Raw genomic sequence first — 26847 nt, forward strand, 5'->3', positions numbered from 1 at the left:
TAGCAAGCACTGAGCCATCCTGCAAATAGTTGAAAGTACAAGCCTCATGCTCGCGCTGATGAAACGCCTGACCCAATCGATTCTAGGCAAGTTCATTGCCATGATCATCATTGCAGGTATGGCGTTCTGGGGCGTGGACCAGATTTTCAACCAGGTGCGCAACGGTCTTGGCTCCGATCTCATGGCCGCAGGTAAGTCGTCCGTGACGGTCGAAGGGTTCGATCGCCGGATCGAAGTGATGCTGCGCAACGTCAACCAGCAGAACGACAACCCGATTACCAAGGACCAGGCCGTTGAGCGCGGTATGGTGGATCAGGTCTTCCAGCTGGAGCAGTCTCAGACCACGATCCTGGGTTTCGCTTCAAAGATCGGTGTCGCGCCGTCCACGGACGCCGTACTGGCGGAGCTCCGGAAGCAGGACGCCTTCAAGAACCCGCTCACAGGCGAGTTGGATCTGGCGACCTATCAGCGCGTGCTGGCACAGAACCGGTTCTCGCAGGCTGAGTATGAGGACCAGGTGAAGAGCGACCTGACGCTGCAAGCGCTCCAGGCAGGCACGATCGCAGGTTTGATTTCCCCGGATGTCCTGAAAGCCGTCCAGGCGCGTTATCTGGCTGAATCCCGTGATGTCGCCTGGTTCATTCTGGACGCTGCAGATGTCCCGAAGCCGGACGCGCCAACTGAAGAAGAGGTTCTTGCATTTTACAATGAGAACCTCGATGCACTGAAGCAGCCTGAGCGGCGCGGAATTGATCTGGTGAAAGTGTCCGCAGACGATTTCCTGAGCCAGGTTGAAGTGACCGAGCAGGAAATTGCAACGATCTACGAAGCCAGCAAGTCGGAGCGCTTTTCCGAGCCTGAACAACGGACCTACGTCGAATTGATGTTCGATTCCCGCGATGCCGCCCGGGATGCATTCGGCGCCCTCGCCGGCGGGGCAGACCCCTCCACGCTCCAGGGCGTTGTTTCCCGCGACTCCAAAACATCCTTGGCAGAGGATGTCGACGACCAGCTGCTGCGTGATGCGATGTTTGGACCGGGCAAGCAAAGCGGTGCCCTTTTCGGCCCCAAGGACATGGGGGATGGCCGCTGGCTTATTGCCCGGCTTGTTTCCGTCCAGCCGGGCGCCGTCTTTCCTATCGAAGACGTTTCCGAAGAAATCCGCACCGACCTGGCACGCGAACGGGCCACCCTGCTCCTGTATGACAAGCTCGAGGCGCTTGATCGATCGATCAATGCAGGCTTTGACCTCGGGCAGATCGCCAGCGAACTTGGGGTGCCGGTCATTTCATTCGAACCGGTCGATCAGAACGGTTATACGGAAGACGGCTTGCCGATGATGGGCCTGCTCGATGCGGGCGACGCTTTCAAGCAGGCGTTCACCATGAACGTGAACGACACGTCGAACCAGTTCATCAAGGACGATGTGACCTATGTGATCTCCACCCGCAAGATCGTCCCTCCTTCGACGCCGGACTTTGACGAGGTGAAAGACGATGTGCGGCAGGCCCTGATCTTGCGCAACGAAGGTGAAGCTGCCCAAACCATGGTGAAGTCCATCAAGGACCGGATTGAAAGCGGCGCCTCTTCGCTCGAGGCAGAAGCGCGTGCAGCGAAGGCCGAGCTCGAAACCCCGCCCTCGTCCGTAACCCGCATGAGTGCTGAAGACAGCGGCCTGCCGAATTCGGCGATTGGCGGCATCTTTTCCGGTAAACCGGGCGAAGTGTTCACCTATCCGAACCGCACCGGCGACAAGTACATGATCGTCCAGCTTAAAGCCGTGAATGATCCCTCTGCAGCGGACCTCGCAGCCGCTGACCCGAGAGCCTCGAGCGCGCTCGTCACGTCCCTGGATTCTGATCTTGCAGCGGCAATGCAAACCGAGATGGCTGGCGCTGTGAAGCTCAAGGTGAATTCCGGAGCCTATAACGCCTACAAAGCCTCCATCACGACAGACCAATGAGCCGCGCAAAACTTATCGTTCGCCGGCGGATCGGGGATGTCGAAACACCCGTAGGGGCCATGTTGAAACTGGGTGTCGATGCACCCGGCAGTTTCCTGTTCGAGTCGATCGCCGGTGGAGAGCGGCTTGGACGATACTCCTTCATCGGTGGCGCGCCGCAAGTCTGGTTCCGGATTTTGGACGGAGTTCCAGAAACGGCAACGACAGCAGACTTCTCCGACGCCAAACGCATGGACGGCAGCCCTGTCGAGGCTCTGCGCGCTTTCGTGGAATTCGCCCGGGCAGAGACGGATGAAGACCTGCCGCCTATGGCGTCCGGCGCATTCGGCTATGTCGGCTATGACATGATCCAACACGTCGAGCCTGTGGATATCACCAAGCCCGAAGCATTGAATGTGCCCGAAGCGCTTTTGGTCATTCCAAAAGTAGTGATCGTATTTGATCACATCTATCAGGAATTGCTTCTGGTCGGCCGGGTCGAGAACGGCAACGAAGACGATATCAACCGCCAGCTGGATGAGGTTGAGAAACAGCTCCAGTCGCTGCCCATGTTCCCTCCGGCGGACCAGGCAGCAGAACCGGTAGAGCTTACTTCGAATACGAGCCAGGACCGATATTTCGAAATCGTCGACAAATGCCGTGAATACATCAAGGCAGGCGACATTTTCCAGGTTGTTCCAAGCCAGCGCTTTTCCACGCCGTTCAACAAAAAATCGATCAGCTTCTATCGTGCCCTGCGTCGGCTAAACCCGTCGGCTTTCATGTTCCACATGAATTTGGGAGATGTGCGGCTGGTTGGGTCCAGTCCGGAAATACTGGTGCGTGTCCGGAACGGCCGGGTTGCCATCCGCCCCATCGCAGGCACAAGGCCTCGTTCCGGTGATCCGGTGGAGGATGCAAAGCGCGCTGAAAGCCTGCTGAACGATCCAAAGGAAATTGCTGAACACCTGATGTTGCTGGATTTGGGCCGCAACGATGTCGGACGTGTCGCCGCCTATGGGAGCGTTCAGGTCACGGAGCAATTTATTGTCGAACGCTACAGCCACGTGATGCATATCGTCAGCCACGTCGAAGGTGACCTGCGTGAGGGGCTGGACGCGGTGGATGCCCTGTTCGCGGGCTTCCCGGCGGGCACGGTTTCCGGCGCCCCCAAGATCCGTGCAATGCAGATCATCGACGAGATGGAAACAAATGCGCGCGAAATCTATGGCGGCGCAGTCGGGTATTTCGGCTGGAACGGCGATCTCGATACGTGCATCGCGCTGCGTACCGCTGTCCTGAAAGACGGCAAGCTGCACATTCAGGCGGGCGGCGGGGTCGTGCTCGATTCCGATCCGCAATACGAATATGACGAGACCCAGCATAAGGCGGGCGCCCTCAAGCGCGCCGCTGAGCTGGCCGCAGCGTACGAGTTCGACCAATGAGCCGGAAGAAAGTCCTCGTCGTCGACAATTATGACAGCTTCACCTGGAATCTCGTCCACTATCTGGAAGAGCTGGGCGCGGACACGACTGTTGTGCGCAATGATGCCATGACGGTTGAAGAAGCGCTCACCAGCGGTTTCGATGGCATTCTCCTGTCCCCCGGTCCCTGCACGCCCAACGAGGCAGGCATCTGCGTGGCGCTGATCCAGAAGGCGCCGGAAAACCTGCCAATCCTTGGCGTTTGCCTCGGTCACCAGTCAATCGGCCAGGCTTTTGGCGGCAAAGTCATCACCGCCCGGGAAATCCGGCACGGCAAACTGTCTGACATTCACCAGACGGGCGGCGACCTGTTCGAAGGCCTGCCTGAGACCTACCGCGTGGTGCGGTACCATTCGCTCGCCGTGCGGCCGGAGGACCTGCCGGAAGATCTCGTGGCCGATGCCTTCACCGATGATGGTGAGATCATGGCCCTGCATCACAAGTCCCGGCCGGTTTATGGGGTCCAGTTCCACCCTGAAAGCATCCTGACGGAACATGGCCATGCCCTGCTGAAGAACTGGCTCGATAAACTCTGATCCTTCTCCCAGTCCGCTATTGAGCGACAGGGGCAAGACCGCTATCGGTTGCGTCCCATGACCGACGCTTCTCTTTCCAATGCGCTGAAAGCGCTCGCACGCCGCCAGCCCCTCGAAGACGACATGCTGAAAGGCGCGTTCGACACGCTCCTGTCAGGTGATGCGGCGCCAGAGGAAATTGGCGCGTTCCTGATGGGGCTCGCGGTACGTGGCGAAACAGCGGACGAGCTGACTGCGGGCGCAACCATCATGCGACAGCACGCCAGAACGGTCGCCACCGACGGTGACCTGCTCGATACATGCGGCACGGGCGGCCTGCCCTGGAAGAGCCTCAACACCTCAACCGCCAGCGCGATCGTCATTGCAGCGGCCGGTGGCCGCGTCGCCAAACATGGCAATCGTTCGGTGCCCCCGAAAACCGGGTCTGCCGACGTTCTGGAAGCGCTGGGCGTGAATCTGGAGATCAGCGAAGAAGAGTTCCTCAATTGCCTGGACGGGGCCGGCGTCGCCTTCCTGTTTGCGCGGAGCCACCACAGCGCCATGCGCCATGTCGCACCGGTGCGTGCCAAGCTTGGCATTCGAACGGTCTTCAATCTGCTCGGTCCGTTGACCAACCCGGCGGGCGCTTGTCATCAGGTCCTTGGCGTATACGCCCCGGAATGGGTGCGGCCTGTCGCCGAGGCTTTGGGGCGGCTCGGGACGAAGCGCGCCTGGGTCGTGCATGGACTCGATGGAATAGACGAACTCTCCATCGCCGGCCCGAGCAAGGTTTGCGAGGTCGTGGAAGACGGAACGTTGCGGGAATTCGAGATTCATCCCTCGGACGCCGGATTGGATACGCACCCACTGTCTGCCCTCGAAAGCGAGGACGTTTCCGGCAACGCATTGGCGATTACGGAGCTCCTGGATGGGCATGAGACTCCCTTCCGGGCAACGGTCCTGCTGAACGCGGCAGCGGGACTGCATGTTCATGGCAAGGCCGCCAGTCTTAAGGAAGGCGTTGCCATGGCCGCGGAGGCCATCGATTCCGGGAATGCGAAGCAAACGCTTCGAAAACTTGTCGCACTGTCGCGGGGCGAGCCGCTCGTATGACAACCGCGCTGGACAGGATCATCGACTACAAGCGGGGCGAAGTTGCCGACCTCAAGCAACAGTCCAGCTTCGCCGACATGGACGCAAAGGCACGTGCGGCCGCCCCTGCCCGGGGGTTTGCAGCGGCGTTGTCAGCCGTGGCGGACACCGATCAGAACGCCCTCATCTGTGAATTGAAGCGCAAAAGTCCTTCCGCTGGAGAAATACTCCCGGGCGCAAATCCGGTCGAAATCGCGAAAGAGTACGAATCCGGCGGCGCAGCCTGCCTGTCCGTATTGACCGACGGACCGAGCTTTGGCGGCAGCCTTGAGGATTTCGAAGCGATCCGGAAGGTCGTCAGCATTCCCATGCTGCGCAAAGACTTCATGATCGATCCCATTCAAGTCGCAGAGGCCCGAGCCTGGGGCGCGGATTGCGTACTGGTGATCATGGCCAGCCTTGACGACGGACTGGCAGCAGACCTGACCCATTGCGCCATGGACTATGGCATGGATGTCCTGGTCGAGACGCACAATGAAGCCGAACTCGAACGAGCCCTGCGCCTGCCTTCCCCTCTTATTGGCATAAACAACCGGGACCTGAAACGCATGGTGACCGACCTGTCGACCACCGAACGGTTGGCGCCGCTTGTTCCCGGTGACCGACATCTGGTCGCAGAGAGCGGTATTTCCACGCCGGACCATATTGCACGTCTCCGGAAATGCGGGGCCAGGCGCTACCTGATCGGAGAGAGTCTGATGAAGCGTGGCGCGCTCAGAGAGGCGGCTGTGGTGGAGTTGAGAACAACCAACGGCAATTGACCCGAACGGTGAACACATGTAGAACACATGTGAACAAAGATTCGGATCATAGGCGGCTCAACATGTTGACAAGCAAGCAGAAAGAGCTCCTGCTCTTCATCAATGAACGCATCAAGGAGACGGGTGTTTCCCCCTCCTTCGACGAGATGAAAGAAGCGCTCGATCTCGCGTCAAAATCCGGCATTCACCGCCTGATTACGGCGCTGGAAGAACGCGGCTTCATTCGCCGGCTGGCTCACCGGGCGCGGGCTCTGGAAGTGCTGAAACTGCCTGAATCTGCGGTGGCAGGATCCTCCCCCCGGGGCCGGAAAGATTTCCGACCGGCGCTCGTCACAGCGGGTCAGCCCGCCGCGGAAGCCTCTCCCCGTACTGTTCCGCTTATTGGCCGGATTGCCGCTGGCTTACCCATTTCGGCCATCCAGCAGGACAATGGCTATGTGAACGCCCCGGATGGCCTGTCGGACAGCGAAGAGCATTTTGCGCTCGAGGTTCAGGGCGATTCGATGATCGATGCCGGCATTCTCGAAGGCGACATCGTTATCTGCCGTCGGACGGAGTCTGCGAGCACCGGCGATATTGTCGTTGCGCTCATTGATGGCGAGGAAGCCACATTGAAGCGCTTGCGCCGTAAAGGCGCGTCTGTTGCGCTTGAAGCCGCCAACCCGGCCTATGAAACAAGAATTTTTGGACCGGATCGTGTTGCCGTACAGGGTCGGCTGGTCGCATTGGTGCGCCGCTACGACTGATCGCATGTCCGCCAGGGCCTGTTTCCGCATTTCGGGGCAGTCACAACATCCAGGCCATGTCGGCCCGATTTTACGGTAATGCCTCCCGCTTGCCGCACGTCAGGCCAGGAGAAGTCTAGAACTGACTCGTCTAGCCTGAGTTCAACAGAAGCCGCGTCCGGGCTGGCGCCCTGATAGAGGGTCGCTGTTCCTGCTGGGAGTTTCCCTCTGGCGACAGAGACCTTGCACGCTGAAGCGCCGCACAGTTTTCCGGTCTCGGTATTGGCGTATCGCAACGGCGGTAGCCCGTCGCCATCGACCAGTTGGTAACGGACGAGTTCGTCATGCTCATTTCGAAGGAATATGTCGCCGGATGGCGACCAATGCGCAATGACAATGTCAGCTTGAAGCCAGAGTCCTCCGGCCGGAACGATCAACATGCTGGCAAGCAGCAAGCGGGCCCGCCCTTTCGCCGCCATGGCGCAGCCAATCGCCAGCGCGCTCAGTAAAAGCGTCGTTACCGGCATGGAGATTGGTAAGGTGACAGCCGCGTTGGGCAGGCTGGCGGTCCAATGTGCCACAGCCAGAACGGCTTCCAGCGAATAGCCGAACAATCTGAGGCCCAGATCACCGAACCCGAAGGGCGTAAGGATCAATGAAAGCGCGGCCAGCGGCGCGCTGACGAACGAGATGATCGGCATCGCCAGAAGATTTGCCATCAGCCCGAAGCCTGCCAACCGGTCGAAATGATAAATCGCAAAAGGTGCGGTGGCGGTGCCCGCGATCAGAGACGTGACAAACAATGAGGCCCAAGTGAACGATACAGAGCCAAGGACACGCTCCTGTTCCGCACGCCGGCGCGACCAGGCATCATAGGTGGCAATGAGGGCACCCGAGGCTGCAAACGACATCTGGAAACCGGGGGTCACAACACTTTCCGGCTGCAACAGGACGACGAGGATCATCGCGATTGCATAGGAACGCAGACTGAGTGCCGCGCGATCGGCAAGCACTGCGCCGAAGACGACCGCAGACATGATGAACGCGCGCTGCGTCGACACACTGGCACCGGAAATAACGAGATAAGTCAGGCTGGCCACCAGCGCCGCAACTGCAGCGGGCTTCTGAACGGCAATGCGAAGCGCCAGCGGTTCGATAAGGGCGAGCGTGCGCCACACGATCAGGAAAACGAGGCCGCCCACCATCGCCATGTGCAGGCCTGAAATCGCCAACAGGTGAGACAGTCCCGAGGCACGCAACGCATCCTGGTCAGCGGTATTCATGAAACTCCGGTCGCCCGATATGAGCGCTGCCGCAAAACCGCCGGCGCGTTCGCCCGCGGCAATGTTTACGTGTTCGGCCAGGCGGCGGCGAAATGCAGACACGTCGAGCCCAAGCTGCTTGCTCCAACCCCGAGGGGCACCGAGTGTTCCACCCCGGCACCGGCCCATCACATAGCCAACACCTCCCAGCTGTTCGAACCAGGCCTGACGCCGGAAGTCATAGTCACCCGGAAGCGACGGCGAAGGCGGTGGACGCAATTGCACATAACACCTAACGAAGCGCCCCGGCGCCACTTGCAGGTTCAGCCTGTGGGTTACGCGAACATATTTCGGTGTGTCGTCAGGACTGACTCCTGACATCGCATGCACGTTTATGCGTAACCGGGCGCCTTTTGTGCCGGGCTCCACCTCTGTGATCCAGCCTTCCAGCATCATGGGCCGGGTTTGCTCCTTGACCACGGGTGCAGCCACGTTGGCTGTTCGGATGGCAGCCGCTGTAAACCCTCCGGTCAATCCCAACACAATCAAGAGTGGGAGGCTCACGGGCGACATCCACCAGATCGCGCGTGCGGCCAGATAGACGGCGCCTGCGGCAATTGTTGCTGCGACACAGGGCCAGACAAGCGGTTCGGCGGACTGCGAGAAGTAGACAATCACTCCGGCGCAGAGGGAAAACCCGAGCAGCAAGGGGCGTGAGTCGATTTCCGTGATGGACCAAAGGCTGTCCCACAGTGCTGCAATCGCTGGCCCCAGCCTCTTGCCTTCAGGACCAACCTTGTGTTTCTGCCAGCCGGGACGCCTCAATTTCTGCATTTAATGGAGCCCTTACGAGACATGGACGTCGTCACGCGATTTGCCCCCTCTCCTACTGGCATGCTCCATATTGGCGGCGCTCGTACGGCACTTTTCAACTACCTCTTCGCGAAACACAACAACGGGAAGTTTCTTCTCCGCATCGAGGACACCGATCGCAAACGCTCCACACCGGAAGCGACTGCGGCGATCCTGGAGGGCATGGAGTGGCTCGGGCTAACGCCTGACGCGCCCCCCATGATGCAATTTGAACGTGCCGCAAGGCATGCTGAAGTCGCCGAAGAAATGGTCCGGCGCGGAACAGCGTTCCGCTGCTATGCCACTCAGGAAGAACTGCAGGCTCGGCGTGAACTTGGCGAAGAAAAGCGACAAGCGGCCAAGGCAGACGGTATTTCCGAAGAAGAAAAAGCGTCTCTGCAAGCAGAGGCGCATGCCTTGCTGGCGCCTTACCGGTCGCCTTGGCGAGACGGCGCACCACCGCCTTCGCCAGATGCGCCTTTTACCGTACGTCTTCGCGCGCCGGATGGCGGTGAACGCGTGCTCCAAGACGGCGTACAGGGCACGGTTCGTATTCAGGCCAGCGAACTGGACGATCTGATCCTGCTGCGCGCCGACGGAACCCCCACGTACATGCTGGCAGTGGTGGTGGACGACCATGACATGGGCATCACCCATATCATCCGCGGTGATGACCATTTGCGGAACGCGTTCCGCCAGACGCCGATCTATGAGGCAATGGGCTGGGACATCCCGCATATGTCGCATGTGCCCATGATCCACGGGCCCGATGGTGCGAAGCTGTCAAAGCGCCACGGAGCGCTGTCCACGCTCGCCTATCGTGACATGGGCTACCTTCCTGAAGCGATGCGGGCCTACTTGCTGCGAATCGGCTGGAGCCACGGCGATCAGGAAATATTCACCGATGAGGAGGCTGTCGCCGCCTTTGACATCTCCGGAATCAATCGGGCGCCAGGTCGTCTGGATCTCGACAAACTCGGACAGGTGAACGCACATTTTCTGCGCCTGGCCGACGAAGAGCGTCTGTTCCAGCTGTTGAAGCCCTACTGGGAGACGGAAGGCTCGATCGGAGAGGCAGAGCCGCGTTTGCGCAAGGCTTTGCCGCATTTGAAGGATCGGGGAACGACTTTGCCTGAACTGGCACAGTCTTTTGCATTCCTGCTGGCGAAACGTCCGCTGCAAATGAACAAGAAAGCCCGGAAAGCTGTTTCCGGAGAGGGGCTTGACCGCTTGCGCAGGTTGCGCGACGTACTGCAGCAGCTGCCAGATTGGACGGCAGAACACATTTCTGTAGCGATATCTACTTATTGCACTGCACAAGGCCTATCTATGGGGCAGATAGGCCAACCGCTGCGCGCAGCACTCACAGGCGGCCTCCCTGCACCGGATATTGCGCCGGTTCTGGAATGGCTCGGCCGGGACGAGGCGCTTGGAAGAATTGAGGATCAACTGGCGCCGGACTGATGTCCGGGCGCCTGAGAAACAAGAAGGGTTTGAAGGTAAGGCTGATGGAAAACAAGACGAAACAAAACGGCATTGCAAAACTGGATGTTGCCGGAAATTCCTACGACCTTCCGGTTTTGTCCGGAACACACGGTCCGGACGTGATCGATATCCGCCGCGTATATGCAGAGACCAACCACTTCACGTTCGACCCGGGCTTCACGTCGACCGCCAGCTGTGAAAGCCAGATTACGTTTATCGATGGGGACGAAGGCGTTCTCCTTCACCGCGGTTACCCGATCGGGCAACTCGCCGAACAATCCACCTTCCCGGAAGTTTGCCACCTGATCCTGTACGGTGAACTTCCATCGACGTCCGAACTTGAAGTGTTCAACGACACCATCAAGCAGCATACCCTGCTGCACACTCAGATGGACCGCTTCTTCGAAGGTTTCCGCCGCGACAGCCACCCGATGGCCATGCTGACGGCAACCGTGGGCGGTCTCGCCTCCTTCTATCCTGGCGCCATGGATAGCGAGGACCCTGCTGAGCGCCGTTTGAACTCGATCCGCCTTTTGGCCAAGATGCCGACCCTTTGTGCCCGCATCCTGAAGTACAATCTGGGCCAGAAATACGTCGATCCCCGGAACGAGTACTCGTACGCTGAGAACTTCCTGAACATGTGCTTCTCGGTTTCGGCCGAAGATTACAAAGTGGACCCGGCTATCGCCAAGGCCATGGACCGCTTCTTCATTCTTCACGCCGATCACGAGCAGAACGCATCGACATCGACCGTGCGCCTTGCCGGGTCTTCCGGTGCGCACCCGTTCGCCGCTGTCGCTGCAGGCGTTGCATGCCTCTGGGGCCCGAGCCATGGCGGCGCGAACGAGGCTTGCCTCAACATGCTGCATCAAATTGGCTCGGTAGATCGGATCCCGGAATACATCGAAAAAGCCAAGGACAAGAATGACCCGTTCCGTCTGATGGGCTTCGGTCACCGCGTTTACAAGAATTACGACCCCCGCGCCAAAGTGATGCGCGAGTCGGCACACGAAGTGCTCGATCTGCTGGGCCTGAAGGATACGCCAATCCTGAAAGTCGCGATGGAGCTGGAGCGCATCGCGCTTGAAGATGAATACTTCATCGACAAGAAGCTCTATCCAAATGTCGATTTCTATTCGGGTATCATTCTCGACGCGATTGGCTTCCCGAAGCAGATGTTCACCGTGCTGTTCTCTCTCGCCCGTACCGTCGGCTGGGTCGCACAGCTGAACGAAATGATCGACGATCCGACCCAGCGCATCGGCCGCCCGCGCCAGATCTATACCGGCGCAGCGAAACGGGACTATGTTCCGATCGAAAAACGCTGAGGCGCTCTGACATGACACTGAAAACGCCACCTGCCGCGAACAGGTGGCGTTTTCTTTTCTGCGTGTTGAGAAGAATTTCCCCGTTTCCTTCGGCCCCGACTCCTTGCTAAAGGCTGCCCCATGAAAACCGCTGTCATCGTCTTCCCTGGCTCGAACTGTGATCGTGATGCCCACGATGCGCTCCTCAAGGTGACCGGCAAGGCCCCGGCCATGGTCTGGCACAAGGACGGAACGATCCCTGAAGGCACTGATTTCGTCATGGTGCCGGGAGGTTTCTCCTACGGGGATTACCTGCGCTGCGGGGCCATGGCAGGCAATTCACCCATCATCTCGCAGCTGAAAGCCCACGCCGCCCGCGGCGGCTATGTATTGGGCGTCTGCAATGGCTTCCAGATTCTTTGCGAGACCGGGCTTCTTCCTGGGGCGCTCATGCGAAACGCGTCGTTGCATTTCGTATGCAAACCCCAGTCGCTCACTGTCGAAACGTCGAACACAGCCTTCACAAGTGCTTACAAAGGGCGCGGCGAAGTGGTCATCCCGATCGCCCACCATGATGGCAACTATTTCGCAGATGATGCCACGCTGGACCGGATTGAGGGCGAAGGCCACGTCGCATTCCGCTATGCATCCGGCAGCAACCCAAATGGGTCTGCCCGTGATATCGCCGGCATCCTGAGTGAAAATGGACGCGTGCTGGGTCTTATGCCGCATCCCGAGCGAGCAATTGGCGGACATGAAGGCGGTGACGACGGCATCGGCCTTTTCGAAAGCCTGCTGAGTGCGGCTTGAACCGGTTGGCATTCAACGGCTCAAGCGGCTCCTTTACAAATTCCTCTCGACGCTCTCGCATCTGCCCATGATGGTTGAGGCGCTCGTGTAATTCCCCCTATCATCTTCCCTGCTCCGGAGGACTCGCATGGCTACGAACCACGCCGAATTAATCGCGCGCCTGCCCAAGGCAGAATTGCACTTGCATATTGAGGGCAGCTTTGAGCCCGAGATGATGATGGAGCTTGCAGAGCGAAACCGGATCGAGATCCCCTTCAAGACGCTTGAAGAGGCGAAGGCGGCATATGATTTCGCGAACCTGCAGGAGTTTCTGGACCTGTACTACCAGGGCATGAACGTGCTTCGCACGGAGCAGGATTTTCACGATCTGACATGGGCGTACCTGCTTCGCGCCAAGGCAGATAATGTGCGCCATGTCGAAATGTTCTACGACCCGCAAGCCCATACTGAACGTGGCGTGGCGTTTGGCACTGTGACGGAGGGCATCCTGTCGGCGCTGGAGCGAGGACAACAGGAACTCGGCATCACGTCGGAGCTGATCATGAGCTTCCTGAGACATCTGTCCGAAGACGACGGCTTCGCCTTGCTCGACGAATCCAAACCCTGGCATGACAAATTTGTCGGCGTGGGCCTCGATAGTTCGGAAGTTGGGCACCCGCCTCTCAAATTTGAACGCTTGTTCGCGAAATGCCGCGAACTGGGATTCAAATTGTGTCTTCACGCCGGTGAAGAAGGGCCCCCAGCCTATGTCCGGGAAGCGTTGCTGGACATAGGTGCAGACCGAATCGACCACGGCAATCGCGCGATGGAGGATTCCGCTTTGATCGAAATCCTGCGCGATTCCCAAACCCCCTTGACCAATTGCCCACTCTCAAACCTCGCCCTGTGCGTGATAGATGACCTCAGAGACAGCCCCCTGAAGGCGCAGCTTGAAGCGGGGCTGCTGGTTACGGTGAACTCCGATGACCCAGCTTATTTCGGCGGTTATATCGGAAAGAACTATGAGGCGATCCAGAAGGCGCTGGACCTGACGGACGAGCAATTGGTCCAGTTGGCCCGGAACAGCTTCACGGCGTCATTCTTGCCTGACGATGAAAAGGCACGCCTCATCCGGGAAGTTGATAGCGTCAGATATTGAAGGACAAAAAGCCCTTCTAGAGCAGCAGATTTTCCAAATCTGTCCGGCACCCCAAGATAGTTTTTGCAGCTGCTAAGCTCCTAAATAGGTCATTAAAAGTGTGATGGATCCGTCACACTTTTTCACTATTGGCCGCCATAGGGGCATTATTTTCCCTATTTACTCTGTTTTTGCGTGTCTGTCGGCATTAACTGGCCGCGTGAGGTTAAATATCAGACAGGAGCCATAAATATGACCAATATGAAGTCATTGCTTGTCACGGCATCTACGCTTGCCGTCGCAGCTACTTTTTTGCCGGCGTCCGCTCAGGAGAGCGATGAAGCTGGTTCCAATGAACTTCGTCAGGGACAGGTCGTTGTAACCGGTACCCGGACCGCCAACCGGACTGCTCTGGAAACAGCCGTCCCGGTCGACGTATTCCCCGTTGATGAGCTGACAGAAACCGGCCGTGTGGAACTCAACCAGATCCTCAGCACGACTGTTCCGAGCTTCAACTTCAACCAGACCGCCATCAATGACGGTACGGACATCATCCGCCCGGCCACCCTGCGCGGCCTGTCTCCTGACCAGACGCTGGTTCTGGTGAACGGCAAGCGCCGCCACTCCTCCTCTCTGGTCAACATCAACGGCTCGGTTGGACGCGGTTCTGCAGCTGTTGACCTTAACTCCATCCCGACCGCCGCTATTGGCAGCGTTCAGGTTCTGCGTGACGGCGCTTCGGCTCAGTATGGTTCTGACGCTATTGCCGGCGTGATCAACGTCATCCTGCGTGAAGACGATCATGGCGGTGGCCTGAATGTCCGCTACGGCGCTAACGTCTCTGATCCGGAAGGCCTGAACCGCAGCGAGATCGACGGTCAAACGACCACGATCGGCGGCTGGACCGGCTTTGGCCTCGGCGACAATGGCTTCCTGACGGTGTCGGGCGAGTATTCCCTTCGCCAGGCATCGAACCGTGCCGGTCTCGACCCGCGCCAGCAATTCCCGGACGACCCAGCCTATGCCGAAGTCGAACGTAATTTCCCTCGCCTGAACCACCGCTACGGCAACGGCCGCGCAGAGAACGTCAGTTTCTTTGTTAACTCCGGCTACACGCTGGACAATGGCGTCGAGCTTTATGCGTTTGGTGGCGTGCAGGATCGCGAAGGCGAAAGCCCCGGCTTCTACCGCCGTGCACAGGATTCCCGTAACGTCCCGGAAATCTATCCGGCCGGATTCCTGCCTGTCATCGGTGGTGATGTGACCGACTACTCGCTCGGCGGCGGTTTCCGCGGCGTAGCGGGCGGTTGGGACTATGATGTCAGCGCTGTTTATGGATCGAACGAGCTTGATTACTCGGTCAACAACTCGCTGAACGCATCGATCGGGCCGACCAGCCAGACGTCCTTCAATGCTGGCGCCCTGGCGTTCGACCAGGTGACCGTGAACGCTGACTTCGTGAAGACGTTCGACAATCTCCTGCCGGGTGAAACTTCGTTGGCATTCGGGGCGGAATACCGCGACGAGACCTTCGAAATCACGGCTGGTGAACCAGCTTCCTATATTCAGGGTCCACTCCCTGCCGCAGCAGGCAGTCAGGTGTTCCCGGGCTTTACCCCAGAGTCCGCAGTGGATGAAGGACGTGACGCCGCCAGCATCTACGGCGAAGTCGAATGGGTGCCAAACGACCAGACGCTCATTTCGGCCGCGGTGCGCTACGAAGACTATTCCGACTTTGGTGATGCTGTGACTGGCAAGATTGCCGGCCGCTATGACTTCACCGATCAGGTTGCCGTCCGCGGTGCCATCTCGACGGGCTTCCGTGCACCGAGCCTGCAGCAACAATACTTTACGGCTGTATCGACCAACTTCATTGATGGTGTGCCGTTTGAAATCGGTACATTCCCGGCAACATCTCCTGCGGCAGTCGCACTTGGTGGCGGCCAACTGGATGCCGAAGAATCGACCAGCTACTCGCTCGGCTTCGTTCTGACGCCAACCAACGACTGGTTTGTCACCATCGACGCCTATCAGATCAATATCGATGACCGAATCTTCCTGACCGAAAACCTCGGCGGGCCTGAAGTTGAGGCAGTTCTCGCAGCCGCTGGCGTCACCGGTGTGCAGCGGGTTCGCTTCTTCCAGAACGGCATCGAGACCGAATCCAAGGGCGTCGATATCGTAACGAAGTACGCGTTCGACTTCGGCAATTTGGGTACGCTCGACGCTTCCGCTGCGTTCAACTACTCGAAAACGGAAGTCACGCATGTGCCGGACAACACGGTTATCCCCAGCCTGCCACTGTTCAGCCGTGACAACACACTCACGCTGGAAGAAAGTGCGCCTGAGACGAAATTCATCCTCGCAGGCAACTACACCTACCAGCAGGCTGACTTCGTCCTTCGTGCAACTCGCTTTGGCGATGTCATCGATCCGTCGAACGTCGCGGCAAATGACTTCACGCTGGATGCCAAATGGATCCTGGATGCGTCTGTGAACTTCAATGTCACCGACAAGTTCAGCGTTGGAGTCGGTGCAGACAACCTGCTCGACGAATATCCGACGATGACGCCGGATGACCAGAGCTTCAACGGCATCTTCCCGTATTCGAGCCGCAGCCCATTTGGCTTCTCGGGTCGCTTCGTTTACGCGCGCGCCAGCTACAACTGGTAACTGCCGGAGCCCGTCTTCCAGACGGGATGAGGTAAAAACAGGACGGGCCCGCCTTGGGAAAGGCGGGCCCGTTTTCTTGATAGCACCTTATCTCGGGGATGCAGGTGCTTAGATGGCAATAGACGCTGGCGACTCGTGGAATTTGCCGCTAAAGCCCGGCCATGACTGACACTACTGCGATCCTCGACCACCTCACCGCCGAGCAGCATGAAACTGCCGGTCTCGAACATGGCATCAAGGCAGACGAGTGGGACCGGCTCATTACGCGCCTCGGCCGCAAGCCCAATCTCGTCGAACTGGGCATCTACTCGGTGATGTGGTCGGAGCACTGCTCCTACAAATCCTCACGCCGTCACCTGTCCAAATTCCCGACGAAGAATGCCCGCGTCATCCAGGGCCCCGGCGAGAATGCAGGCGTGATCGATATTGGCGATGGGCAGGCCGCCATTTTCAAAATGGAAAGCCACAACCACCCGTCCTACATCGAACCTTATCAGGGCGCGGCGACAGGTGTCGGCGGGATTCTGCGCGACGTATTCACGATGGGCGCTCGACCGATAGCGCTGGTCAACGCCCTGCGCTTCGGCTCGCCGGATCACCCCAAAACTCGCAGCCTTGTGGCAGGTGTTGTCGCGGGCATCGGCGGATACGGCAACTGTGTTGGCGTCCCGACTGTGGCTGGCGAAACGCAATTCGATCCGGGCTATAATGGCAACATCCTTGTCAATGCGATGGCGGTCGGCCTGGCCGATCAGGACAAGATTTTCTATGCGCGTGGCGCAACGCCCGGAAATCCAATCTTCTATGTCGGCTCCAAAACTGGACGCGACGGCATCCATGGCGCCACAATGGCATCAGCGGAGTTCTCTGAAGGTGATGAAGAGAAGCGCCCCACCGTTCAGGTCGGCGACCCGTTCACGGAAAAGCTGTTGATCGAAGCCTGTCTGGAGTTGATGGCGACCGATGCCATCCAGGCGATCCAGGACATGGGCGCTGCGGGTCTCACCTCCTCCTCCGTCGAGATGGCTGCCAGCGGCGGCGAGAATGGCGAAGGCATTGGCGTCGTGATGGACCTCGACAAAGTGCCTCAACGCGAAGAGGGCATGACGGCTTACGAAATCATGCTGTCGGAAAGCCAGGAGCGCATGCTCATGGTGCTCTATCCCGACAAGATCGATGTCGCCAAAGAGATCTTCAACAAATACGACCTCGATGCCGAAGTCATTGGCGAAACCACAGACAACGGCCATCTCGTACTGAAGCAGTTCGGTCAGGTCGTGTGCGACATCCCGGTTGCGCCGCTCGCCGACGATGCGCCGAACTATGACCGCCCCTGGAACGAACCGCCAAAACGCGCGCCGCTGGATATCTCGAAATATCCAGAGCCATCCGATTATGGTGACGTCTTGCTCAAGCTGATGTCCTGCCCGGACATGGCCTCCAAGCGTTGGGTCTGGGAACAGTATGACCGCCACGTGATGGGCGATACGGTCGACTCCTCTCAGTCGGGTGGAGATGCAGCCATCGTGCGGGTGCACGGTACGAACAAAGCGCTCGCCATCTGTTCCGACTGCAACCCGCACTATGTCGCGGCAGATCCCTACGAAGGCGGCAAGGCCGTTGTCGCCGAAGCGTATCGCAACCTCTGCGCTGTCGGCGCGTCTCCGATCGCGATCACGGATAATCTCAACTTCGGCAATCCGGAAAAGCCGAATACGATGGGCTATATTGTCAAGGCAATCGAGGGCATGGCCGAAGCCTGCCGCGAACTCGATTTCCCTGTCGTTTCCGGCAATGTCTCTCTCTACAACGAGACAGATGGCGTCGCCATTCCGCCCACTCCCGTTGTCGGTGGTGTGGGATTGATCGACGAACTCTCGGAAACTGCGACGCTTAAAGGCGCCCAACCGGGTGATATGCTGTATGTCATCGGGAACACAGAGGGCGTCCTCGGTGCATCACTCTATGCACGGGTTATCCTGGGGCTGCGTGGCGAAGACATGGGGGCGCCGCCTCCTGTTAATCTCGCAGAAGAAGTGCGTATCGGTGAGTTTGTTCGCAGCCTGATCAAGCGCGGTCTCGTGCACGCCGTTCACGATGTCAGCGACGGCGGCATCGCCTGCGCCGCAACGGAAATGGCCCTTGCGTCCGGATGTGGTGTTTCACTGGTCCCGGATCGTGAGCCAGATGTGAAACGTGCTGAGCCCGGCCTGTTCGGCGAAGACCAGGGACGCTACCTCATAGCGGCGACAGAAGACCAATGCCGTGAGTGGAAGTCCCATGGTTTCCTTCCTGCAGTGCTTGGAAAATTCGGTGGCGACAGCGTCATATTGCGCACGGGTTTGGGGCAGGACGGCGTTGAATTCGCAGTACCTCTCAAAACGCTACGCGATGCGCATGAAGGCTGGTTGCCCGGCTACATGAATTCTGTAGGCTGATTTTATTCGTTCGCCCCGGGCGGCGGCGACGAATCCAGATTGAGTGCGTCAAGCTGCTGGTCCGCAGCAATCGCGGCCATCACCAGCGTGTCCGCTGAGTGAACAAAAAACTCAACCGGTATTTTGTCATAGTCGTCAGTCGGCTTGTGATAGTCCGGGTAATCTTCAACACCGAAATAGAGAAATGGAATACTGGCTTCGAAGAAGGCTGCCTGATCCGACAACATGGTCCAATCGTCATCCCCCTGCTCTGGCCGGTCATGCCCCATGAGCAGGTTTACCGGCGCCTTGGCGGAAAGTTCTTCAACGAACGGAACAAGACCCGGATAGTGATAGGTGCCGGAGACATAAAGTTCGTTCACATCCGACCGGCTGACCATGTCAAAGTTGAGGGCCAGGGCGACCCGCTCCATATCGACTTCGCCAGATCGAACCAGGTTGCGGGCACCCAGCGCGCCCTCTTCTTCGCCATCAAACAGCGCGAACAGGATGTCGTGCTCCGGTTGGTGGTGTGTGAACCAGGTCGCGACAGCGATCAGCGCGGCTGACCCGGACGCATTGTCATCCGCGCCGTTATAGATTTCGCCGTCGATAATGCCGAGATGATCGAAATGAGCCGTAATCGCCAGCATCTTTCCTTCGCCGGGTGTCTTCCCCTCAATCACGCCGATCAGGTTTGTCCCCTGAACCGGCTTGGCATCTTCATCGCCGGCCTCCGGCAGAACGGTGAACGGGTGCTCGTAGGAGTCCCCGATCTTTTTCAGGCGCAGTGTTTCAAACCGTTTTCTCAGGAACCCCCGCGCGGCTTCGTTGCCCGGGGTACCAATGGCCCGCCCCTGCAGCGCGTCATTTGAAAGGACTTCGGTCAGATGCAGCAACTCTCCTGGCTCGACATACTCGCCCTGTGGAAGCGGAATACTCTCTTCGACAGGTGCCTGAGGCGTGTTGAGATACCAGAACAGGCCCAGCACCAGAAATGCCATCAGGCCCGCTGCGACTGTCCAGATTTGCTTTTTCATGAGGGGCCCTTTTGTCGCCGGGCCGGACGGTAAGAGCAGGCTGGTGGTCGCGCAAGGCTTCCAGTGCCGCGCTTGACGGACCTGCCTCGGCGGCCCAATTGAGCCCGGTTATTGAGGAGAATCCCATGGGCATGTCGCGCGAAATTCTGATGGAGCACCTGACCGAAGCCTTCCCTGAAGCGGAGATCGTTCTGACCGACCTCGCCGGCGACAATGACCATTGGCAGGCTGAAATCGTGAGCCCGCAATTTTCCGGCCTGCCGCGCGTGAAACAGCACCAGCTGGTCTACGCCGCCCTCAAAGGAAAGATGGGCGGAGAACTGCACGCACTGGCCCTCAAAACGCGAGCGCCCTGAGGCACAGCCACCCGATTGACCTTAACGGGAGTTCACGGTCTTCTTCGCGCAATCTGGAGGAGATCATCCATGAAAAGCACCACTCTTTCCGCCAGCGTCGTCGCCCTCTGTGCCGCGTTGGCATCCTGTACAGCTGATCAGACGCCAGCGTTCGAAGAAACGCTCGTGGAAACACCTGATGTCGATGAAACCGCAGCCGAAATCGCAGAAGCCACCGCTTTTGTGGACCGGGCAGAAGCTGAACTTGCCGCGCTGAGCAAGGTGACTGCGCTCGCTTACTGGGCCAACCAGACGAACATCACTGACGAAACAGATGCGGCCGCCTCGGAAGCTGGCGCCAAAATGACAAAGCTTTCTGTCTCGCTCGCAAATGAATCGAAGAAATACGATGTCGATATCATGCCATATGATGTCGCCCGGAAGATCCGCATCCTTCGCAGCGGCATAACGATCCCTGCACCGTCCCGGGCTGGCGCTGCCGAAGAACTCTCGGCTCTCATGACGGACCTCAACTCGACCTATGGCAAGGGCAAGTTCGAATACAAAGGCGAGATGATCAATCTGAAAGGCGAGATGATCAATCTGGATGAAGCGTCCACCATCATCGAGACATCCCGCAATCCGGATGAACTGAAAGCCGTCTGGGAGGGCTGGCGCACGGTCTCGCCGCCCATGAAGGACAAATATGCCAAGATGGTCGCGTTGGCGAATGAGGGCGCCCAGGAGCTCGGCTATCCGACCTTGGACAAGATGTGGCTGTCAAACTACGACATGCCCCCCGAAGAGATGGAAGCCGAAGTCCAGCGCCTCTGGAGCCAGGTGGAGCCGCTCTATGAGGATCTCCACTGCTATGCCCGCACAAAGTTGAACGCCACCTATGGCGACGAGGTGCAGCCGAAGACGGGTCCGATCCGCGCAGACTTGCTGGGCAATATGTGGGCCCAGCAATGGTCTTCCATTTACGACATTGTGAAGCCGGACACGGCGCCGGTCAGCTACGACCTGACCACCCGCCTGAATGAACGCGGCTACACGCCGGTCAAAATGGTCGAGACCGGCGAAGGCTTCTTCACCTCCCTCGGCTTTGAACCGCTGCCCGAAACATTCTGGGAGCGCTCAATGATCACCCGGCCTGAAGGCAAGGAGGTGGTCTGTCATGCGTCCGCGTGGGACCTCGACGATGAGGAAGATGTCCGCATCAAGATGTGCACCGAGATCAATTCCGAGGATTTCTACACCGTCCACCATGAGCTGGGGCACAATTTCTACCAGCGGGCCTACAAGGATCAGCCTTATCTCTACAAGAATGGCGCGCATGACGGCTTTCACGAAGCCATAGGGGACTTTGTCGCCCTGTCGATCACACCGGAATACCTGGAGCAGATCGGCCTCATCTCTGAAGACGAGAAACCCGGTCCTGATGCCGATACGGCCCTGCTGATGCAGACCGCGCTCGACAAGATTGCCTTCCTGCCCTTCGCGCTGACGGTCGACAGCTGGCGCTGGGATGTGCTGAACGGCACGACACCGCCGGAAGACTACAATCAGGCCTGGTGGGACCTGCGCCTGAAAAACCAGGGCATTGTGCCCCCAGCTCCGCGGCCGGCCGACGCGTTCGATCCTGGCGCCAAGTATCACATCCCGGGCAATACGCCTTACCTGCGTTATTTCCTGTCCTTCGTCATGCAGTTCCAGTTCCACAAGGCCGCCTGTGAGCAGGCTGGATGGGAAGGTCCGCTGCACCGCTGCTCGATCTACGGAAACGAAGAAGTGGGTGAAAGATTCAATGAGATGCTGGAAGCTGGCATGTCGCGCCCTTGGCCGGAAACGCTGGAGAAATTCACCGGCACCCGTGAAATGGATGCGAGCGCCATGGTCGAGTATTTCGCGCCACTGACCGAGTATCTGAAAGAACAGAATGAGGGCCAGTCCTGCGGTTGGGATTAGGCTGTACCTGCAAGGGATGGGGCGGCATGCTTGACGCCGCCCCTTTCCCACCACACATCACGGGAAATCCGGAGATCACACCATGACCGACCAAGCCACGCTCGACGCCATCAAAACGGCCGTAGAAGCCAATGACATTGTCCTCTTCATGAAGGGCACGCCGACATTCCCGCAGTGCGGCTTCTCCTCTGTCGTGGTGCAGGTGCTCGACTATCTCGGCGCCGAATACGTCGCCACGAACGTATTGGAAAATCAGGCCGTCCGCGAAGGCATCAAGACCTATTCAGACTGGCCGACCATCCCCCAGCTTTATGTAAAGGGCGAGTTCGTCGGCGGCTGCGACATCATCAAGGAAATGTTCGAGAGCGGCGAACTGCGCGATTTCCTGAAGGAAAAGGGCATTGAGCTGGAAGACGCCTGATTTCTCAGGCCAACTTCCTCAGGCCAGGAAATATAGCCCGATCAGGATAAGTACCGGGACAAGGGACATGCCGAACAGGTTGCGTGTGAAGGTGTAAGTTCCGATCCATTTGTCTATTTCCGGATCGCCGCTTTCGGTTGTTGTCGTCACCATTTCGACAGTATCGCCCTTGATGACCGTGTCGTCCGACAGGATGTATTTCTGCAGCGAGCCTTCCAGCAGCAACGCGCCGAAATAGAACAGGCCACTGAAGGCGATACTTGCGAAGGCAATGGCCATGACGATGGGCGCGACTTCAGGCTTGCGGAACTGCCCCATCAGCCAGAGTGACACGACAAGAACGCCAGCGCCCACGATCAGCGCGGCAACCTGTATGCGCCTGAGGCGCCTGAAATTCGGCTTGGAACCCTGTCTGTCGGCCATGCGGTGCGTCCTCCCGCTTTCCTGTCCCCTACTTTCAATATAGCAGAGCGGGTATGGACACGACCACCCGCACCGCTTCGATCCGGCCAACTCAGCCGAAAGTCGGCATCGTTTCACTTGGTTGCCCGAAAGCCCTTGTGGATTCGGAACGGATCATCACGCGCCTCCGCGCCGAGGGATACCAGATCGCACCGGATTATTCCGGTGCAGACCTCGTCCTTGTGAACACCTGCGGCTTTCTTGACAGCGCACGGGACGAAAGCCTCGAAGCGATCGGTGAAGCCATCGAAGCAAACGGCAAGGTCATCGTAACCGGGTGCCTGGGCGCCGAGCCGGACGTCATCGAAAAGGCGCACCCCAAAGTTCTGGCGGTCACCGGGCCGCACCAATACGAAGCCGTGATGGACGCGGTGCACACGCACCTGACCCCACCACACAATCCGCATATGGACCTTGTGCCGGAGTCCGGCCTTCGCCTGACGCCGCGCCACTACGCCTATCTGAAGATCTCCGAAGGCTGTAACAATCGTTGCAGCTTCTGCATTATCCCGAAGCTTCGCGGCGATCTCGCGTCCCGGCCGATCCACCACGTGCTGACAGAGGCCGAACAGCTGGTGAAAGCCGGCGTGAAGGAACTTCTGGTCATCAGTCAGGACACGTCAGCCTATGGCCTCGACGTGCGTTACAAGCCGGAGACCTGGCGCGGCACCGAATACGAAACCCGCTTCCTAGATCTGGCGAGGGGGCTTGGCAGCCTCGGCGTCTGGACCCGGATGCATTATGTCTATCCATACCCGCACGTGGATGCCGTTATCCCGATGATGGCCGAAGGGCTGATCACGCCTTATCTCGACATCCCGTTCCAGCATGCCGCAACCAATGTGCTGAAAGCGATGAAGCGTCCGGCGAAGCAGGACCGGGTTTTGGAGCGCATCCAGCAATGGCGCCGGGACGTGCCGGACCTGGCCATCCGTTCCACCTTTATTGTCGGGTTCCCGGGTGAAACAGAAGAGGATTTCGAAATCCTGCTCGACTTCATCCGCGAAGCGAAGATCGATCGCGCTGGCTGTTTCCAGTATGAGAACGTTGCCCACGCCGACAGCCGCGCCCTGCCCGACCATGTGCCGGACACCGTGAAGGAAGAACGCTGGCACCGCTTCATGCAAGTCCAGGCCGAAGTCTCAGCTGCCCGCGCTGAGGCACAGGTCGGCACGGTTCAGGATGTGATTGTTGATGGCGCGGATGAAGACCCGGGCATGATGATCGCCCGCACCAAAGCGGACGCACCAGAGGTCGACGCCGTCGTGTACCTGGAGAATGCGAGCCACCTGAAACCGGGAGACATTGTCTCGGCAAAGATTACCGGTGCAGACGATTACGACCTCTACGCAACGCCGGCCTGAGCGCGCATCCGCTCACCCGCCTCATGAGCTTCGGCCCGGCGAGCGTCCATCAGCTTGGACATGTGGGCGTTGTAGGCTGAAAGTGTTTCCGCCTCAGCCAGTTCCGGACGTCCTCCGGGGAATGGCGGGGCTGGCGCATACTCATAACCGAGCGTCAGGGCCTTGGCATAAGCCTCCCCGGCAATCTCAGCCACCATCGTCAGAGCGAAATCGATCCCGGCGGTGACCCCGCCGCCTGTGAAAGTATTTCCATCGCGTACAACGCGGCCCTCGTCGACGACGGCACCGAACTCGGTCAGCAACTCCCGCCATGCCCAGTGGCATGCAGCCCGCTTACCCTGAAGCAGTCCGGCCGCACCAAGAATCAGCGAGCCCGTACAAACCGACGTGACATAGGTCGCGCCCTGCCCGAGGCGGCGAACTTCTCCGACGAAATTTTTATCCAGAGCGACCTGCGTCGCAGTCAGTCCACCTGGCACACAAAGGAGATCGCATTGCCCGATATCGGAGAGTTTGGACGTACGTCCGATGACGAGATTGCCTTCTGCGAGAATGTCGCCGCCATCCCGGCTTGCGATCATGGTCTGCGCACCGGGTAGTCGGCACAAGACCTGGTGTGGTCCGGTAAAGTCCAGATGCGTCATGTTATCGTAGACGGCAAACACGGTGATGAATGGCTGGCTCATGGCTGGTTCCTTGCTGACGCGTCTTGTCTGGACTATGTCTGCTTTGGCAGAAAGGACATAGTTCCCATGTTTTCCGCCAATGCCCAGCCTCGTGAAATCGGCGTGTTCGTCTTCGACGACTTCCAGCTTCTCGACGCCGCAGGTCCTATTTCCGTTTTCGAGATGCCCGTCCGCGGAATGTCGCCGCCGCCCTACCACCTGACGGTCTATTCAATGGCGGGCGGCGCGGTCCGTTCGTCCAGCGGTGTTAGCATGTGCTCGGAAAAACTCCCCGATAACCTGACATTGGACACGCTGGTCGTCTCCGGTGGCGAAGGCACGCGGCAGGCCATGCATGACAAGGGTTTCCTCAATGTCATCCGTGACTTGTCCAGCCGCACCCGACGGACAACGTCTGTCTGCTCAGGGGCAGTATTGCTCGCTGCGGCGGGTCTTCTTGATGGCCGGCGCGCCACCACGCACTGGCGCCGGTGCCCGGACATGGCGCGGCACTTTCCGGAGGTGAATGTCGAAGCAGACCGGATCTTCGTTCAGGACGGTAAGTTCTGGACATCTGCAGGCATTACCGCGGGGATCGATCTCGCTTTGGCTCTGGTAGAAGATGACCTGGGCCCAGAGGTCGCGCGCCGGGCCGCTCGCGAGTTGGTGGTCCATCACCGCAGGCACGGTGGCCAGTCCCAGTTCTCCGTCATGCAGGATGTAAAGCTGCTGTCCGGAAGATTTGACCCCCTCATCGACTGGATTCGTGCCCACCTGGCAAGCGACCTCAAAGTCGAGCAAATCGCGGAAAAGGCCGGGATGAGCCCAAGGAATTTTGCGCGGGTTTTCCGGTCCGAAACCGGCACGACACCAGCAAGATTCGTGGAAAAGCTGCGGCTGGAATCAGCTCGTCAGCACGTTGAAACAACAGGCTTATCCCTGAATCAAATCGCCCGGAAAACAGGATTCGGTGACGCCGAGCGAATGCGGATGGCCTTCATACGGGCGTATGGACAACCCCCGATGGTGCTGCGGCGACAAGGGCGAAACTGACCGGATACGATTACGAAAACCACAGTTTTTATCGAAATACGACGATTGACATATCGTATTTCGATAATTCATAGTGCTCTCCATTCGAGGAGACACCTTATGAAACGACCAGCCACCTGTTTCGCCGCGCTAATTATCCTGTCTGCGCCAGCCGCGATCGCTGAAACTCAATCCTATCCTGCGGAATCGTTCTCCCAGATCGAAGCGGTTGGGCCAATTGATGTAATTTATGAGCCTGCGGCCGCTCCATCGATTGTGGTTGAGCAAGCCGAGAACGATTTCAGCGACATCTACCTGGATTTCGATGGCGACACGCTGATTGTCTCTCGCAAGAGCATCCGTGACCGGTCGGGCTGGTTCAACAATGTGAACATCAACACGAAGAACGACCGGAAAATTATCAAGGTCAACGGCAAACGCGTTCCCTACTATATCGTACGCGTGTCAGGCCCGGACCTTGACGGTGTGGTTTCGAAGCGCTCCGCCAAACTGACTGCAAACGGTGTAGACAGCGCCAGTTTCGACGCGCACGCCTCATCCAGCGGAGATCTGCTTCTCAGTGGGACGGCAAAATCTGCCAAGCTCCATGCGTCCTCCAGTGGAGACATTTTTGCCTCGGATTTTCAGGCCCAAACGTTCGACATTCAGGCTTCGTCCAGCGGTGATATCGAAGCAAAATCCAATGGCGATGGCCAAGTGAAAATAGACGTGTCGTCCAGCGCAGATCTCGATCTGGAATCTCTGGGTGCCGCCGAGTTCCTGATTAAGGCATCTTCCAGCGCCGACATTGAACTATCCGGTCAATGCAGCAGCATTGAAATTGAAGCGTCTTCCAGCGCTGATGTGGATGGCAGGGACCTGGCCTGCCGCGACGCCAACGTTGCGGCCTCCAGCAGCGCAGATGTCAGCGTTTCCGCCTCTGAATCGGTCGAAGCAAGAGCCTCGAGTGGTGGCGATATCTACATCTCCGGCTCTCCTGCGGTCCGGGACATTTCCCGGTCGAGCGGCGGTGACGTCGATTTCGGAAGCTGATCTGA

General features: G+C 58.6%; 22 protein-coding genes. 18 read left to right on the top strand and 4 right to left on the bottom strand.

Translation table 11 applies throughout. From position 1 onward, the window contains the following. Positions 1–58 precede the first annotated feature (58 nt). The 6 genes from HAD_RS13315 (at position 59) to lexA (ending at position 6600) form a co-directional block, all read left to right on the top strand. Positions 59–1963: a peptidylprolyl isomerase gene (locus tag HAD_RS13315; protein ID WP_162177517.1), complete on the top strand. Its 1905-nt coding sequence runs from the start codon at positions 59–61 to the stop codon at positions 1961–1963. Beyond that, the gene (trpE, locus tag HAD_RS13320; protein WP_035572500.1) at positions 1960–3387 is read left to right on the top strand and encodes an anthranilate synthase component I; all 1428 of its coding nucleotides are present in this window, start codon (positions 1960–1962) and stop codon (positions 3385–3387) included. Before HAD_RS13315 ends, trpE begins: the two co-directional genes overlap by 4 nt. Then, the gene (locus tag HAD_RS13325) at positions 3384–3962 is read left to right on the top strand and encodes an anthranilate synthase component II (RefSeq protein WP_035572503.1); all 579 of its coding nucleotides are present in this window, start codon (positions 3384–3386) and stop codon (positions 3960–3962) included. Before trpE ends, HAD_RS13325 begins: the two co-directional genes overlap by 4 nt. A gap of 57 nt (positions 3963–4019) precedes the next feature. After that, the gene (gene trpD / locus HAD_RS13330; RefSeq protein ID WP_035572505.1) at positions 4020–5054 is read left to right on the top strand and encodes an anthranilate phosphoribosyltransferase; all 1035 of its coding nucleotides are present in this window, start codon (positions 4020–4022) and stop codon (positions 5052–5054) included. After that, a complete protein-coding gene (gene trpC / locus HAD_RS13335; protein ID WP_035572507.1) occupies positions 5051–5854 on the top strand; it encodes an indole-3-glycerol phosphate synthase TrpC in 804 nt (267 codons plus the stop codon). Before trpD ends, trpC begins: the two co-directional genes overlap by 4 nt. Positions 5855–5916: 62 nt before the next feature. After that, complete coding sequence (gene lexA / locus HAD_RS13340; protein WP_035572509.1) at positions 5917–6600, top strand: transcriptional repressor LexA; 684 nt, start codon at positions 5917–5919, stop codon at positions 6598–6600. On the opposite strand, the gene HAD_RS13345 is transcribed toward lexA, so the two are convergent. Then, positions 6591–8675, bottom strand: a complete 2085-nt coding sequence (locus HAD_RS13345) for a ComEC/Rec2 family competence protein (protein WP_051596301.1) — start codon at positions 8673–8675, stop codon at positions 6591–6593. The two genes, lexA and HAD_RS13345, sit on opposite strands and share 10 nt — an antisense overlap. A gap of 21 nt (positions 8676–8696) precedes the next feature. Here HAD_RS13345 and gltX point away from each other — a divergent pair, with 21 nt between their 5' ends. The 6 genes from gltX (at position 8697) to purL (ending at position 18523) form a co-directional block, all read left to right on the top strand. Further along, complete coding sequence (gene gltX, locus HAD_RS13350) at positions 8697–10157, top strand: glutamate--tRNA ligase (protein ID WP_035572510.1); 1461 nt, start codon at positions 8697–8699, stop codon at positions 10155–10157. 44 nt (positions 10158–10201) lie between these two features. After that, complete coding sequence (locus tag HAD_RS13355; protein WP_035572931.1) at positions 10202–11506, top strand: citrate synthase; 1305 nt, start codon at positions 10202–10204, stop codon at positions 11504–11506. Between the two features lie 120 nt (positions 11507–11626). Then, complete coding sequence (gene purQ, locus HAD_RS13360; RefSeq protein WP_035572512.1) at positions 11627–12295, top strand: phosphoribosylformylglycinamidine synthase subunit PurQ; 669 nt, start codon at positions 11627–11629, stop codon at positions 12293–12295. Positions 12296–12422: 127 nt separating this feature from the next. After that, a complete protein-coding gene (locus HAD_RS13365; RefSeq protein WP_035572514.1) occupies positions 12423–13433 on the top strand; it encodes an adenosine deaminase in 1011 nt (336 codons plus the stop codon). Between the two features lie 231 nt (positions 13434–13664). Beyond that, positions 13665–16085, top strand: a complete 2421-nt coding sequence (locus tag HAD_RS13370; RefSeq protein ID WP_035572515.1) for a TonB-dependent receptor plug domain-containing protein — start codon at positions 13665–13667, stop codon at positions 16083–16085. 161 nt (positions 16086–16246) lie between these two features. Next, the gene (gene purL, locus HAD_RS13375; RefSeq protein ID WP_035572517.1) at positions 16247–18523 is read left to right on the top strand and encodes a phosphoribosylformylglycinamidine synthase subunit PurL; all 2277 of its coding nucleotides are present in this window, start codon (positions 16247–16249) and stop codon (positions 18521–18523) included. A 2-nt stretch (positions 18524–18525) separates the two neighbouring features. Here purL and HAD_RS13380 read toward each other — a convergent pair whose 3' ends face one another. Then, positions 18526–19542, bottom strand: a complete 1017-nt coding sequence (locus tag HAD_RS13380) for a M28 family peptidase (protein WP_051596302.1) — start codon at positions 19540–19542, stop codon at positions 18526–18528. A 125-nt stretch (positions 19543–19667) separates the two neighbouring features. On the opposite strand from HAD_RS13380, the gene HAD_RS13385 reads away from it, so the two are divergent. The 3 genes from HAD_RS13385 (at position 19668) to grxD (ending at position 22266) form a co-directional block, all read left to right on the top strand. After that, positions 19668–19898 carry a BolA/IbaG family iron-sulfur metabolism protein gene (locus HAD_RS13385; RefSeq protein WP_035572518.1) on the top strand — a complete coding sequence of 77 codons (231 nt, stop codon included), beginning with the start codon at positions 19668–19670 and terminating at the stop codon, positions 19896–19898. Between the two features lie 69 nt (positions 19899–19967). Further along, positions 19968–21845: a M2 family metallopeptidase gene (locus HAD_RS13390; protein WP_035572520.1), complete on the top strand. Its 1878-nt coding sequence runs from the start codon at positions 19968–19970 to the stop codon at positions 21843–21845. Between the two features lie 82 nt (positions 21846–21927). Then, complete coding sequence (grxD, locus tag HAD_RS13395) at positions 21928–22266, top strand: Grx4 family monothiol glutaredoxin (protein WP_035572522.1); 339 nt, start codon at positions 21928–21930, stop codon at positions 22264–22266. An 18-nt stretch (positions 22267–22284) separates the two neighbouring features. Here grxD and HAD_RS13400 read toward each other — a convergent pair whose 3' ends face one another. Then, positions 22285–22689 carry a hypothetical protein gene (locus HAD_RS13400; RefSeq protein ID WP_035572524.1) on the bottom strand — a complete coding sequence of 135 codons (405 nt, stop codon included), beginning with the start codon at positions 22687–22689 and terminating at the stop codon, positions 22285–22287. Positions 22690–22742: 53 nt separating this feature from the next. On the opposite strand from HAD_RS13400, the gene rimO reads away from it, so the two are divergent. Further along, a complete protein-coding gene (gene rimO / locus HAD_RS13405; RefSeq protein WP_035572525.1) occupies positions 22743–24092 on the top strand; it encodes a 30S ribosomal protein S12 methylthiotransferase RimO in 1350 nt (449 codons plus the stop codon). Here rimO and HAD_RS13410 read toward each other — a convergent pair. After that, positions 24074–24778 (bottom strand): DJ-1/PfpI family protein, encoded by a 705-nt coding sequence (locus HAD_RS13410; RefSeq protein WP_035572526.1) that lies wholly within the window; start codon positions 24776–24778, stop codon positions 24074–24076. The genes rimO and HAD_RS13410 overlap by 19 nt on opposite strands. A 66-nt stretch (positions 24779–24844) precedes the next feature. Here HAD_RS13410 and HAD_RS13415 point away from each other — a divergent pair, with 66 nt between their 5' ends. Then, positions 24845–25810 carry a GlxA family transcriptional regulator gene (locus HAD_RS13415; RefSeq protein WP_035572527.1) on the top strand — a complete coding sequence of 322 codons (966 nt, stop codon included), beginning with the start codon at positions 24845–24847 and terminating at the stop codon, positions 25808–25810. A 99-nt stretch (positions 25811–25909) separates the two neighbouring features. Beyond that, the gene (locus tag HAD_RS18120; RefSeq protein WP_051596303.1) at positions 25910–26842 is read left to right on the top strand and encodes a GIN domain-containing protein; all 933 of its coding nucleotides are present in this window, start codon (positions 25910–25912) and stop codon (positions 26840–26842) included. Positions 26843–26847 lie beyond the last annotated feature (5 nt).

This window comes from Hyphomonas adhaerens MHS-3, from assembly GCF_000685235.1.
Taxonomy (GTDB): Bacteria; Pseudomonadota; Alphaproteobacteria; order Caulobacterales; family Hyphomonadaceae; genus Hyphomonas; species Hyphomonas adhaerens.